Here is a 12,683-nt window from a genome sequence, read left to right on the forward strand (position 1 = left end):
TGTCCAATCGTTCCCGGCGGTTCACGGCCGGGAACGAAGCAGGACCGAATCAGGATGCCGAAGCAACCTTCTTGCGGAGGACCGGCAACATATCCTGAGGCTCAGGACGGTGCGTATAGTCCGGGTTAACTTCCGAGTACAGGATCGTTCCGTCTTGCCCGACCACGTAGCGCGCCGGCATCGGCAACGTCCAACTATCGTCTCCGTTGAACGCCGGCAGATCGTTTTTGAGGCTCTTGTACAGATCCACGAGATAGTCGGGCAAAGCAAAGCGAATGCCGAATGCGGCGGCCACATCGTTGTGCGTGTCGCTCAGGATCGGGAAGTTCAGCTTGTTGGTGCGGACCGATTTGCGGCTGTTCACGGCATTCTGCGGAGAGATCGCAACCAGAGTTGCACCTTCGGCCTTGAACGACGGGAGCGCTTCTTCAAGGGCCGTCAGTTCAAGATTGCAATACGGGCACCATACGCCACGGTAGAAGCTGATCACGAGCGGCCCCTGCTTCAGCATTTCGACAGACGACACGGGTTTTCCCTCCGGATCATTGAGGGTAAATTCCGGCGCTACGTCGCCTGCTTTGAGAGCGCGCGCGGCCTGACCGGACGCCACGAGTTCGGCCGTCGCACGTTCCACGATCGGATGGATTTCCGGCGGTGCAAAGAATGGGGCTTTGCCGCCTTTGAAATCGGCCTTGAATGCGTCGAGCCTGGCTTGAAGTGACATGACAATCTCCTTCCTCATGATGTTTAACGCACATTGCGTAGGAGGGATAGTCTGCCAATGCAAACCGACGGAGAAGACAGCGCGGGTGCATAACTGTCATTCCTGCTGGGCATGGGAAGCGATGGCTAGATGGACGACAACCTGTTGTCCGGCCACCCGAAATACCGCCACCACAGAGCGCAGGCGCCCCGCCTGTTCGTCGAGCGACGCCGCAGCCGCGGCCGCCTGCTACCTCGACCAGCCGGGTGTCGCCGCTGACATTCGCCACCGAAGCCTGGATCAGGCTCTTGATATCTTTCGCGGCTGCGGCGCTGCGTTACGCAAGGGCGCGGACCGCCGGCCACTACGGCAAAACCCCGCCCCTCCTCGCCTGCCCGCGCTGCCTCGATAGCGGCGTTGAGCGCGAGGATGTTGGTTTGAAAGGCAATGGCTTCGATAACCGAGGTGATCTCGGCGATCTTTTTCGACTCGCTCTCGATCAGCTTCATCGTCCCGACTACTTCCTGCACCGCGAACCGCCACGCGCTATGGCCTCCGTCGCTGCATTGGCGAGCCCGTTTGCCTGTCTTGCGTTGTCCGCGTTCTGCTTAACGGTCGCCGTAATCTGCTCCATGCTGGCAGCCGTTTCCTGCAATGATGCCGCCTGTTCCTCAGTGCGTTGGGACAGATCGAGGTTGCCTTGTGCGATTTCGCCTGAACCGGTTGCGATCCCGAAGCGAATTGCCGTGGCAGCGTCGACAGACACCGCCACGCCACCCGTCGATTAGAACTTGTGGATGATGCCTACGCCAGCAGCAAACTGGCTGCGTGACGAAGACGGCGCGCTGTTCTGGCCGTCGCCGATATCGGCCGTTGCGTTGATGATGCTCGTGCCGTTCGTGCCGATCGTCTGGCCACCCGCACGCTGATAGGCTTCCAGCGCGTACAGACCGGTGCGCTTGGAGAGGCTGTAGTACTGCGAGAGGTTGAACTGCTGGTAGCGTGCCGAGCTCGAGATGCCATTCGACTGCGTTGCGCGCGTATAGCTATAGCCCGCAGCCAGATCCAGCACCGTCAGCGGCTTGAAGTGCAGCACTGCACCCGCGGTGTTGAAAATCGCCTCGTTGTGGAACTTCGAGTTGATGCCCGGGATGTATTGCACGTTCGAATACGAGAACGAGACGTCCCATTGCGAGCTGAACGCATAACCGCCCGTCACCGCAACGCGCTGCTGCGCCTGCGCCGTCTGGTAACCGTTATTGATGCCCGACACACCCGCCTGCGCGCCCGCATTCGACGTCGTGGAATCCGCACCCCACGCACCGCCGCCAGGCGTCGAGTTATTGATGCGCTGGTAGCCTGCCGCGATACCGAACGGACCATTCAGGTACTGGATTGCCGCGCTATACGTCGAACCGGCATTGGTGCTGCCCGCCACGCCGCCCACCGAATACGAACCGCTCACCGTCAGGCCATACATGCTCGGCGACGTGTACACCAGCGAGTTGTTGGCGCGGTACAGCGTATCCAGCGAATCGATATCGCCCGGGTGTGCGCCGTATGCGCCCGTCAGCCACGTGGTCGGGCTATAGGGCGACAGCAGTGTGTAGTACGACGTGTATTGACGGCCGGCCGTGAACGAGCCGTAGGTGGCGTTGGCCACGCCGACATACGCCTGCCGGTTGAACGCCAGACCGGTGACGGACTGTGCGCCGGTTGCGCTGTTAAAGCCCTCTTCCAACTGGAAGATCGCCTTCGTGCCGCCGCCCAGATCTTCGGAGCCCTTCAGGCCGAAGCGGCTGCCCGCCCAGATGCCGTTCACCATCTTGATCACCGAGCGGCCGCCACTCGTCGAACCGAGCGACGTCTGGCTGCTCTGATAACCGATCCCCGTATCGACGATCCCGTACAGCGTCACACTGCTCTGAGCGTGCGCGCCGAGGGCGACCAACCCAAGGGCCGAGGTTGCTATTACCTTTTTCATTTCTGCTCCTCTTTAAAAATATTTTCTTAGTCCCGAACACCAGTAATCGCCCCGGTAACGCAAGGTGTGCAGAGCTAGCCGGCTCAGCATGCCGGTGCAAATGCGAAGAGGGGTGAGCACTGAGTGACGCCTGGATCTCCAAATCAGCACGCAGTGTCGTTCAAACACGATCCGATGTCTTTCGGGGTTTATACGCATTTGTACGATCTAGTTAGTTTTTTTATAGTGTAATTCTGGTTGAGCCAGGGTGACCGGCCCGATCAACTCGAGGTTCCGAACAACTGCACCACCAGACCACGCAGCCAGCGGTTGCCCGCTTCATGGTGATATCTGGCGTGCCAGTGCTGCCGAACGGCAAAACCATCCACGGGAACCGGGCATGGGTGGACCGCCAGATCGTTGACCTTTGCCAGCGTCTCACCGATGTGTCGCGGCAGCGTAGCGATCAGGTCGGTACTCTTGATGATCGCCCCGAGCCCCAGGAAACCCGGCAATTCCAGCACCACGTCGCGTTCGATATGCTCACGCACCAGCGCCTGTTCGAGCAGTTGCGCTCCCGTCCCCGCGGTGATGGCGACATGTCCCTCCACGCGATAGTGCTTCAGGCCGAGTTTGGCGCCTAACCTCGGGTGACGGCGATTCGCCAGACAGACCCAGTCCTGCAGGTATAGCTGCTGCTGGTAAATCCCACCGCCAAGCCAGGGCACATGGCCGATCGCAAGGTCGGCCTCACCGGATTCCAGCGCCCGTTCCGTATTGCCGTCAATCCTCGTCGCTTCCAGGCGTAGGCCCGGCGCTTGTGCGCGCACGTGCGCCAGCATTCGTGGCAGCAGCGTTATGTGGCTGGCGTCGGTCATGCAGATACGGAACCGCCGCTTCGCGGTGGCTGGATCGAACGCGATCTCCCAGGCAGCGAAGCGTCGCAGCGATTCGAGAATCTCCCGGCACGGACCGATCAGCGCATCGGCTTGCGGCGTCGGCGCCATACCGCCCGATGTACGTATGAACAACGGGTCCTGTAGATGCTCCCGCAAACGCCCGAGCCAGATGCTAATCGTCGGCTGACTTTGTCCGAGCTGCTCGGCCACACGCGTGACGCTGCGGGCATCGTACAGAAGGTCGAAAAGCTGCAGAAGTTTCAGATCAGGAAGTTCGGTCGAGTTCATAGAATTATTGCCCTCCGCAATGACGTTATTGTATTCATTGCATTGCCGATATGATCGTCGGCTCGTATCTTGGTCTCCAAGTTAAGGAGACGGCAGTGAAGATTGCGATTCTGGGTGCGGGGGCGCTGGGCTGTGCCATTGGTGCGGCGCTGACCGAAAGCGGCAACGAGGTCTGGTTGCTGAACCGTTCGGCGGTGCATGTGGAGGCGATGAGGCGTGATGGTCTACAGGTGGACGATGCGGAGGGTTCCCGTCGCGTGAAGGTCCGCGCGGCGACGCAGGCGGCCGAGGCCGGCGTCGTCGATCTGGTCGTTGTGCTGGTCAAATCATTTCACACCGATGCCGCGATGCGCGGAGCACTGGAGCTGATCGGACCCGAAACGCTGATCCTGTCGTTGCAGAACGGCTTGGGGCACGAGGATGTGCTTGCCGGCATCGTGGGACGCGAGCGCGTGCTGGCTGGCAAGACGTACGTTGGCGGCGTGATGCGCAACCCGGGCCACATCGAGTCAGGCGTCGCCGGCAAGGTCACCTACATCGGCGAACTCGACGGCCGGATTACCTCCCGCACGACGGCACTCGCCGAAACCTTCTGCGCCGCAGGACTGGCCACCACGGTCAGCGACAACATCGTCGGCACGATGTGGGACAAGCTGCTGGTCAATGTCGCGACTGGCGCGCTGACCGGTGTCACCGGCCTGACGTACGGCCAACTCTACGACGAAGCGCTTCTGAAGACGACCGCGCTCGCAGCGGTCGCCGAGGCGATGGCGGTCGCGCACGCCGCCGGAGTGAAGCTCTCCACCACCGATCCCGAACGCCCGTGGACGCTTGCCGGAGAAGGACTCTCCCCTGCCTTCAAGACCTCGATGTTGCAAAGCCTCGAGAAGGGCTCCATCACCGAAATCGACTTTATCAACGGCGCGGTCGTGCGCTGGGGACAACGGCACGGCGTGCCGACCCCGGTCAACGCGACGCTGGTGGCCTGCATCAAGGGCATCGAGCGCGCCATGACCGACCGGCAACATCTGGAGACAACCGCATGAACGGCAGCAAGGCCTATCTGGAGCACGTCGCCATCTGGGTGAAAGATATTCACTGGCATATCCGTTTTTTCGAAGACGTGCTCGGCATGACGATGCGCGAGATCGACGGCACTGTCGAGGAACCCCGGCAGTACTGGACGCTCGGCGGTCTGCAATTCATCCATAACCCCAACCATGACGCACCTGAAGGCCGGCTCGGCCATCTCGGCGTGATGTGCGAAGACATGGAGGCGGCGCTCGCCGCCGCGCATCGATACGACGTCAGCGAAATGCCGCAGGGACGCAACTGGTTGCGCCTGCCGGACGGACTCGCCGTCGAACTGATTCAGGCTAAGCCCGCCTCGTGTGTGGCGCGGGCACTGGACATCAACCCGCGCGCGGAGGTGTGATATGACGATCGTCGATAAATACTGGGACGATGCCCGCGAAGGCGACGAATGCGTGAGCCCGACTTACACGGTGACCAAAGAACGCATCCTGGCCTACGCCGATCTCACTGGCGATCACACGCCGGTCCACGTAGACGAGGCATACGCGAACGCGAGCCACTTCGGATCAATCGTCGCACACGGCCTGTTTGGCTTGTCTATCGCCGATGGCCTCAAGACCCAAAGCAATTACCGTTTCCTGCCGGGTATGTCGCTCGGCTGGACGTGGGATTTCAACCTGCCGATCAAGGTCAACGATTTGCTGCACGTGAAATTCCGCGTGGGCGCGATGCGCGCGAGCAAAAGCCGTCCAGACTGGGGCATCGTCGTGCTGCCCTCCGATCTGATCAATCAGAACGGCCAGGTTGTCCAGCACGGCGAGCATCGTCTGATGGTGCCGCGCCGACCAGGAGCGTTCTGATGCAAGCCCGTCCTCTCGAAGGTATTCGCGTCGTCGACTACAGCCACTTCCTGGCCGGTCCGTATGTCGGGCGATGCCTCGCCGCGCTCGGCGCCGAAGTCATCAAGGTCGAACGTCCGGTCAGCGGGGACGCTGGACGTCAGCACGCCACCGTGCTCGATGATGAGCAGAGCGGCTACTTCCTGCAGCTCAACATGGGCAAACGCGGCGTGAGCGTCAACATGAAGGACTCGCGCGGCAAGGAATTCATGCAACGCCTGTGCGACTCGGCGGACGTGTTTGTCGAGAACTATCGGCCCGGCGCGCTGAACAAGCTCGGACTCGGCTATGACGAGTTGTCCGCGCGCAATCCGGGCCTCGTCTACTGCTCGATCTCGGCATACGGCCATACGGGACCGGACGCGCATCGCGCCGGCTTCGGCCTGATTGCCGAAGCGAAGAGCGGGATCATGCAGATGATCGGCAATCCCGGCGAGCCGCCGCCGCTAATGCGTATCTCGCTCGGCGACATGTACACCGGCATCCACGCGGTGGCGGCGATCAACGCAGCGTTACTCGGCCGCGTGAAGAGCGGCCGGGGCCAGCACATCGATATGGCGCTGTATGACACGCTCGTGTCGATGCACGAATACGCGGTGCAGTGCTACACGATGCAAGGCGCCGTCCCCGAACAGACCGGTCACGACATGCCGACGTCGACGCTCTACGGCGTGTTCCGTGCCGCTGATGGCGATCTTGTGATCGCCGCGCAAGTAGACGACGCGTGGAAGCGCTTCGCAGCGCTGATCGAAGCGCATGGCGCCCCCACTGGCTTCGGCACCGACACGCGTTTTCACACTCTCGCGGGACGCAATACGAACCGGTTGGAGATTCTGTCCATCGTGAAGCCCTGGGTGGCCAGCAAGCCGGTCGCACAGGTCCTAGCCCTGCTCGATAGCATTGACGTGCCTTGTGCGAAGGTGCAACGCATCGACGAAGTGCTCACCGATCCGCAGATCGTCGCGCGAGGCATGATAGTCGAGCAGGAGCACCCGCGTTACGGGAAGTTGCGTCTGCCGAACCTGCCGTTCCGATTCTCCGACTGCGACACGACGATTCGCGAGGTTGCGCCCGATCTCGGTCAACACAACGCGGAAGTCGCGCAGTCGCTCGGCTTCGGCGCCGCTGAAATCGACGCAATGCAAACCGATGGCGTGCTGTATTCAAAACTGAGGCCGTGATGACTGACCAGTACGCCGTGATCGGCAACCCAATCGGCCATACGAAATCTCCTTTAATCCACAGCCTCTTTGCGCAAGAGACGCAGCAGGACATGTCCTATACGGCCATCGAGGGTCCAGCCGAGCCGCAGGATGCCTTCGCCGGGACCGTACATACGTTCGCTGCGGCGGGCGGCAAGGGCATGAACGTGACTGCGCCGTTCAAGCTGAAGGCGTTTGCGATCGCCGATGAGCGCAGCGAGCGCGCCGCCCTGGCTGGCGCGGCCAACGCGCTGAGCTTCAGGGACGGCCGGATCGTTGCCGAGAACTTCGATGGTGTCGGGCTGGTGCGCGACATCGAAGTCAACCTGAGCCTGCCGATGGTCGGCAAGCGCGTTCTGGTTCTTGGCGCAGGAGGCGCGGTGCGTGGCGCATTGCTACCGTTCCTTGCGGCGCGCCCTGCTGAACTGGTCATTGCAAACAGGGACATCGTCAAGGTAAAGGCGCTGGTGGCGCAAGCCGCTGCCGGGAGTCCGCCGATCGCCTGCGGCTACGGCGAGCTTGAAGCGATGGGACGCTTCGACCTGGTGGTCAATGCGACATCGGCCAGCCTCACGGGAGAGTTGCCGCCGGTTCCGTCGAGCGTTTTCAGCCCCACGGGTGTGGCTTATGAACTCGCCTACGGCAAGCGACTGACGCCTTTCCTGAGACTCGCACGCAATGCGGGAGTGGTAAGCGTCGCGGACGGTGTCGGCATGCTGGTGGAGCAAGCCGCGGAAGCCTTCGCCTGGTGGCGCGGCGTGCGACCCCAAACACATGCCGTAATCGACAGGCTTACCGTTCCGCTCGATTGAGCTTGAACCTGAACCACATCGGGGAAAGACGCGCCTATGAATTTTTTCTGTCACCCAAGACAATTTGGTGGATGTTAGCCGGATACACCCAGTCGCGAGCCTGGCGCTCGATGAGATCCATAAACGCTGGGGGGCCACTGCAGTAGATCTGCGTGTTCGCATGTGCCGGGTTCATCGCGTGTGAAGTTGTCTGCTCCAATCGGTCAGCATTCAAGCCAAAATGGTGATGGACCCTACCCTCACTTTTAAGCGCATCAAGTTCTTTCCGAAAGACTGCCCGTTCAGGTGATCGAGCGAAGTTGTGCAGTTCGAATTTTTGACCTGCCAAGGCAAGTCGATTCGCGATTCCCGCGATCGATGCGGCGCCCACGCCTCCGGCAAAAAGAATAGATCGTGTGCTGCCGTCTAAAATAACGGTAGGACTCCGTGGCGTCACGATGAACGCCTCGTCTCCTTGACTCAACGAGACGTCATCTGCTTGTGCGTCCGTATCGTCATCATCCTGTCGCACAGCGATTACATATGCGCGCGGCCGGGACGCAAAACAGCACAACGGATATATTCTCTCCTTGCAGATGACGTTGTCCCGAACAAGGGTGATGCAAGCGCCATCGTCAAACGACGGAAGCTCCGATCGGGACCTGGTTTGAAGTTCGACGGCATGGTAACTCTCGGCAAGTTGCCATTTCCGTGTGATGATGACCGGGAGGAGGTTGTCGTGCATGTCTTCTCCAATAGGATCTTCGTCTTCCGAAATCGGGAGTTCGTCGATGTATGGATTGCATGAGATGGCCGGTCCAGGAAACTGTTCGAAGGACCGCTGAATGTCAGATTCAGGTTAGGGCGCGAGAAATCCATCAGCAAGGCGTTCAACGCGCATACCACGTATACAACCATGCGGATAAAGGGTGGTTGCTAGCTGGTTTTCGCCTTTCGCTTAGTTCAACCGCGCCTCAGGCGCCAAAGTGCGAGTGCACCGTGAACCTCGAATGCGGCCACACCTTCTCTTTCAGCCCTGACGGCGAACACTTCCTGCTCGACGGCGAGCCGTTCCAGATTCGCAGCGGCGAGATGCACCCGGCCCGCATCCCGCGGGAGTATTGGCAGCATCGAATCCGGATGGCCAAGGCGATGGGGATGAACTGCATCGCCTTGTACATCATGTGGAATTACCACGAGACGCGTCCGGGCGTATTCGATTTCCACAGCGGCAACCGCGATATCGAGGCCTTCATCCGGCTGTGCCAGTCCGAAGGGATGTGGGTGCTGTCGCGCCCCGGGCCTTACGTCTGCGCCGAATGGGATCTGGGCGGGCTCCCTTCCTACCTGCTGAGCGATCCGGACGTCCAGTTGAGGACCGACTCGGCCACCGATGCCCGTTATATGGCGGCTGTGGCTCGCTACATCGAGGAACTGGTCCCGCGTATCAAGCCGTTGCTAATCGATCACGGCGGCCCGATCCTGATGATCCAGATCGAAAACGAATTCGGTTCGTATGCGAGCAATCCGGCTTACCTTGAAGAGCTCAGGCAGCTTTGGCTCAAAGGAGGCGTAACCGGGCCGTTCTACACCGAAGATGGCCTCCAGCAACTCGAACGCAATCGCACCACGGTAAGCGGTGGTGCGATTGCGTTGAGCAATGGCGACGCGGCACAAATCGCAACCGTCCGCCGGGAATTCCCCGCCGTGCCCGCGATGGCCGGTGAGGTGTACCCAGGGTGGCTCACTCATTGGGGCGAACCGGGTTTCGCAGGAACGAACTATGACATCTCGCACACCTTGACCGCGTTCATGCAATCGAAACAGTCGTTCAATCTGTATGTCATTCACGGCGGTACAAGCTTTGGTTTCTATGCCGGTGCGAACGTGGATGATTCAGGCAACTATCAGCCCGACATCACCAGCTACGATTATTCGGCCCCGATCAGCGAGCAGGGCGCGGCGACGCCGAAGTATATGAAGTACCGCGACATCATCGGCAGCTACCTGCCTGCGCCGTTGCCCGATATACCTGGCGCCATTGCCACGCTCGAATGCACAGGCGTCGATGCCTTGATGCCAACGCTTTACGCGTCGATCTGGGACAACCTGCCCGCGGCACTGCCGCGCGAACAGAGCATCGATCCACAGTCCTTTGAAAGCTATGGTCAGGCGTTTGGCTTCGCGCTGCACCGCAAGCAGTTGCAAGGGTATGCAGACGGCGCGCTGGATATCAGCAGTGTTCATGACTATGCGACGGTTTTCGTCCGCGAACGCTACGCAGGCGGCGTGTCGAGGGCGCAAATACCATCGGAGTACGCGCAGTCGCACCAGGTGATGCATCGCGCGCCACTCGCGCTACCTTCGACGTTACCGGAGCACGAGTCGAACCCAGGTGGCCCGATATCGTTAGAGGTTCTCGTGGAGGGCATGGGGCGAGTCAACTTCGGCCCCGCGCTCGTCGACCGCAAAGGACTGGTCGATCCGGTCAGGATGAAAATCGCCGATGGGTCGCTCTCCGTGCTCAAGGGCTGGGAAGTCTTCCTGCTGCCGATGGATGAAACGTTTGTCGCCAACCTGAAGGGAAGCTGCGCGAACCCGCTGAAGCCCGGGCTGTTTTTCAAGGCAAGCGTGCAGCTGGATGAAGTCGGCGACACCTGGCTCGACATGAGCAACTGGACCAAGGGCGTCGTCTGGGTCAACGGGCACAATCTCGGACGCTACTGGAATATCGGTCCGCAAAGGCGCCTGTATTGCCCTGCGCCGTGGCTCGTGCGAGGTGACAACGAAGTGCTTATCTTCGACTTGCACCAGATCCAGGCGAAGCCGGTGGAACTGGCGGATGCGTTGTCTTAGCGCGAACGACGTGGGCCGATGCCCGGCATGCGGCCACATCCACTTCACTACTCCGCTTCAGCGACCGGCAACAGTTCCAGCGTAAGCACTTCGAACGGCGCGAGCTGGACTTCCTGCGGCACATCAGCGTCTAGCAAAGCTGGAATATCGGAAGCCCCTTCACGCCAGATGCTACGTGAATCGAATCGCCCCGCCGCCGCAGTCGGCAACTCCAGTTGTCGTCGCAGATCCAGTGTGAAGCGTTGCGCGCGGCTGTCCGGATTGCGCAGCGTCACGATCGCTTTGTGCTGCGCCCACGCTGCCCAGCCGTAGACCGCTTGCTGGTCAGGTGCCCCGCCGATCCAGTGGCTGTCGCGCAGTACATCGCCGTTTTCGCGCGCCCATCTGGCGGCGTCCGCGAGCACATCCCAGTCGGACTCGGTGAGCAGCGCTGGCGTAATGTATAGCTCCTGCAATTGCGTGCCGCTCCCGAAGTAGGAACGCACTTCGTTGGCGAAATCATCGCCTGTCGCCGTGTTGAGGCGCAAATTGCACTGCGCGTAGAGGATGCCGTGCAGCATCAGCGAATTGAGCGGGAAGAGCGGACTGCGCACCACGACGTTGTGGTACGTCTGCGCGTCGCGGTACGTGATCCAGCGCTCACGGTTAGTGCCGCTTCCCGCCAGATCGGCGTCCCTGCCACCGCGCCAGATGGAGTCCGCGTAACGTAACCAGAACGGCGACGGATGCGTCCCTGTGGTGAGATTGATGAAGGTATCGGATTTGACAGCGCGGATGTGCTCGATGAGCTGGATCGCCGCGTCCCAATCGCTATCGAAGAGGCTGCCTGGAAACACCGTGTCGGCGTTGCCTGTACCATCAAACTTGAACTGATTGACGCCGTCCTCATCAAGCAAGGCCATCACGACTTCGTGAAAGCGTCGGTAGTAACTCGGCCCCGATAGCGCGAGCCCATTATCGATGACCTCGTATCCGGTGGCACGGCCGCGCGTCACGCGCTCCTGTTGCGGCGCACCGTAGCCACCCCACGGGGACAGCCATACGCCGGGCGCGGCGCCGTATCGTGCTGCAGCGTCGCGCAGCGGAACGAAGCCATGCGGAAAATCCTTGCTGAAATGCCAGCCGCCGCCAAGGTCGTCCCAGCCATCGTCGAACAGAAACGAATCAATCCGCACCCGGCGCACTTCATGCAACTCGCGGCCGATTGCTTCGATGCGCTCCAGCGCTTGCTCCTGTGTGTACGGTGTGAGGTAGCCGATGTCGCCCCAACTGTTGTAGTGCAGAAACGAACGGTACGGGTGAGCCCGCTCCCGTTCCAGATAGGTGGCGAAGTCGCGCCGCATCTGGCCGTCGCGCACGACGCCGGCCACGGCGGAGTAGACCAGCGTCTTGTTCTTTTCTAGCGGCAATGCGCGTTGCAGAGTAAAGCTGACGCTGTCGCCGCCCACACGACTTTCCGCTAGTGGCAGCTCGAAGCCTAGATAGAAGTTGCCCGCGATGACAGGCATGCCCTTCAGTTCGCTGCTGGCCTGTGCGTCAACAGCACGCGTCTCCAGCAATGAAACGACAGCGATATTTTCGTCCCGAAGAAGCGCCGTAATCGCTAGCTGTTCGCGTAGGTATCGTGAGCCGTCGCGCTGCTCCACACTCCACTCCACCTTTAGACGGCCTTGAGCGTCGACGAGAGTGGCACTCACGCGTCGGCCTGCGATTCGCTCGGCAAGGCGGGACGCGTGGGGGTTGGGTGCTAGTGCGATTTCGTTCAGTGGCGCAAGGATCCTCAACTCGGCCACGCCAACCGTACTTCCGTCATCGAGCAATAGCGCGAATGGCGCCACGATGGGTAGCGTGCGCTTCCCCGCGAAATCCATCAGTGAGAAATCGGCAAGCCGTTCGTCCCTGACGGTCCAGTGCAACGCGAGCGCGTCGTTACCGAATGTGCAGGCATCACCCGTTGTCTGGAACACGGGCATGCCGGCTTGCGTAGGCAAAGCATCGTTGGTGCGCATGGGGTGGCCGGTCTCGAGCAGGAGCAACGCCCATAGAG

Annotated in this window: 11 protein-coding genes and 1 pseudogene; 6 read left to right on the forward strand and 6 right to left on the reverse strand. The window is 60.9% G+C overall.

Annotated elements, in window-relative coordinates; genetic code table 11:
- Positions 1-49: 49 nt before the first annotated feature.
- The 4 genes and pseudogenes from PQQ86_RS35130 to PQQ86_RS35145 all read right to left on the reverse strand — a co-directional run bounded on the left by PQQ86_RS35130 (position 50) and on the right by PQQ86_RS35145 (position 3,853).
- Positions 50-724 carry a peroxiredoxin-like family protein gene (locus PQQ86_RS35130; protein WP_408277803.1) on the reverse strand — a complete coding sequence of 225 codons (675 nt, stop codon included), beginning with the start codon at positions 722-724 and terminating at the stop codon, positions 50-52.
- 199 nt (positions 725-923) lie between these two features.
- Positions 924-1,433, reverse strand: a pseudogene (locus PQQ86_RS35135) (methyl-accepting chemotaxis protein); the annotation flags it as partial.
- Between the two features lie 54 nt (positions 1,434-1,487).
- Positions 1,488-2,687 carry a porin gene (locus PQQ86_RS35140; RefSeq protein WP_408275686.1) on the reverse strand — a complete coding sequence of 400 codons (1,200 nt, stop codon included), beginning with the start codon at positions 2,685-2,687 and terminating at the stop codon, positions 1,488-1,490.
- A gap of 260 nt (positions 2,688-2,947) precedes the next feature.
- Entirely contained in the window at positions 2,948-3,853 is a 906-nt protein-coding gene (locus PQQ86_RS35145) for a LysR family transcriptional regulator (protein ID WP_408277805.1), read from the reverse strand.
- 95 nt (positions 3,854-3,948) lie between these two features.
- Between PQQ86_RS35145 and PQQ86_RS35150 the strand changes: the two genes are divergently transcribed.
- The 5 genes from PQQ86_RS35150 to aroE are packed head-to-tail and all read left to right on the forward strand — an operon-like array spanning position 3,949 to position 7,801.
- Positions 3,949-4,899: a ketopantoate reductase family protein gene (locus PQQ86_RS35150; protein WP_408277808.1), complete on the forward strand. Its 951-nt coding sequence runs from the start codon at positions 3,949-3,951 to the stop codon at positions 4,897-4,899.
- Positions 4,896-5,288: a VOC family protein gene (locus PQQ86_RS35155; RefSeq protein ID WP_408277811.1), complete on the forward strand. Its 393-nt coding sequence runs from the start codon at positions 4,896-4,898 to the stop codon at positions 5,286-5,288. Before PQQ86_RS35150 ends, PQQ86_RS35155 begins: the two co-directional genes overlap by 4 nt.
- Position 5,289: 1 nt before the next feature.
- The gene (locus PQQ86_RS35160) at positions 5,290-5,748 is read left to right on the forward strand and encodes a MaoC family dehydratase (RefSeq protein WP_408277813.1); all 459 of its coding nucleotides are present in this window, start codon (positions 5,290-5,292) and stop codon (positions 5,746-5,748) included.
- Complete coding sequence (locus PQQ86_RS35165) at positions 5,748-6,968, forward strand: CaiB/BaiF CoA transferase family protein (RefSeq protein WP_408277816.1); 1,221 nt, start codon at positions 5,748-5,750, stop codon at positions 6,966-6,968. Before PQQ86_RS35160 ends, PQQ86_RS35165 begins: the two co-directional genes overlap by 1 nt.
- Positions 6,968-7,801 carry a shikimate dehydrogenase gene (gene aroE, locus PQQ86_RS35170; RefSeq protein WP_408277819.1) on the forward strand — a complete coding sequence of 278 codons (834 nt, stop codon included), beginning with the start codon at positions 6,968-6,970 and terminating at the stop codon, positions 7,799-7,801. Before PQQ86_RS35165 ends, aroE begins: the two co-directional genes overlap by 1 nt.
- 34 nt (positions 7,802-7,835) lie before the next feature.
- Here the strand turns inward: aroE and PQQ86_RS35175 are convergent, their stop codons facing one another.
- Entirely contained in the window at positions 7,836-8,525 is a 690-nt protein-coding gene (locus tag PQQ86_RS35175) for a ferredoxin reductase domain-containing protein (protein ID WP_408277821.1), read from the reverse strand.
- A 254-nt stretch (positions 8,526-8,779) separates the two neighbouring features.
- Between PQQ86_RS35175 and PQQ86_RS35180 the strand changes: the two genes are divergently transcribed.
- Complete coding sequence (locus PQQ86_RS35180) at positions 8,780-10,636, forward strand: beta-galactosidase (protein WP_408277823.1); 1,857 nt, start codon at positions 8,780-8,782, stop codon at positions 10,634-10,636.
- 47 nt (positions 10,637-10,683) lie between these two features.
- On the opposite strand, the gene PQQ86_RS35185 is transcribed toward PQQ86_RS35180, so the two are convergent.
- Positions 10,684-12,645 carry an enterotoxin gene (locus PQQ86_RS35185; protein WP_408277825.1) on the reverse strand — a complete coding sequence of 654 codons (1,962 nt, stop codon included), beginning with the start codon at positions 12,643-12,645 and terminating at the stop codon, positions 10,684-10,686.
- Positions 12,646-12,683: the final 38 nt, after the last annotated feature.

Origin of the sequence: Paraburkholderia sediminicola (assembly GCF_046026675.1) — a bacterium.
GTDB lineage: Bacteria > Pseudomonadota > Gammaproteobacteria > Burkholderiales > Burkholderiaceae > Paraburkholderia > Paraburkholderia sediminicola_F.

What these genes read in the sequence shown, in the direction of transcription:
- PQQ86_RS35130 (WP_408277803.1), bottom strand. Translation starts at nt 724, where the DNA reads ATGTCACTTCAAGCCAGGCTCGACGCATTCAAGGCCGATTTCAAAGGC.
- PQQ86_RS35140 (WP_408275686.1), bottom strand. Translation starts at nt 2,687, where the DNA reads ATGAAAAAGGTAATAGCAACCTCGGCCCTTGGGTTGGTCGCCCTCGGC.
- PQQ86_RS35155 (WP_408277811.1), top strand. Translation starts at nt 4,896, where the DNA reads ATGAACGGCAGCAAGGCCTATCTGGAGCACGTCGCCATCTGGGTGAAA.
- PQQ86_RS35145 (WP_408277805.1), bottom strand. Translation starts at nt 3,853, where the DNA reads ATGAACTCGACCGAACTTCCTGATCTGAAACTTCTGCAGCTTTTCGAC.
- aroE (WP_408277819.1), top strand. Translation starts at nt 6,968, where the DNA reads ATGACTGACCAGTACGCCGTGATCGGCAACCCAATCGGCCATACGAAA.
- PQQ86_RS35185 (WP_408277825.1), bottom strand. Translation starts at nt 12,645, where the DNA reads ATGCGCACCAACGATGCTTTGCCTACGCAAGCCGGCATGCCCGTGTTC.
- PQQ86_RS35165 (WP_408277816.1), top strand. Translation starts at nt 5,748, where the DNA reads ATGCAAGCCCGTCCTCTCGAAGGTATTCGCGTCGTCGACTACAGCCAC.
- PQQ86_RS35160 (WP_408277813.1), top strand. Translation starts at nt 5,290, where the DNA reads ATGACGATCGTCGATAAATACTGGGACGATGCCCGCGAAGGCGACGAA.
- PQQ86_RS35175 (WP_408277821.1), bottom strand. Translation starts at nt 8,525, where the DNA reads ATGCACGACAACCTCCTCCCGGTCATCATCACACGGAAATGGCAACTT.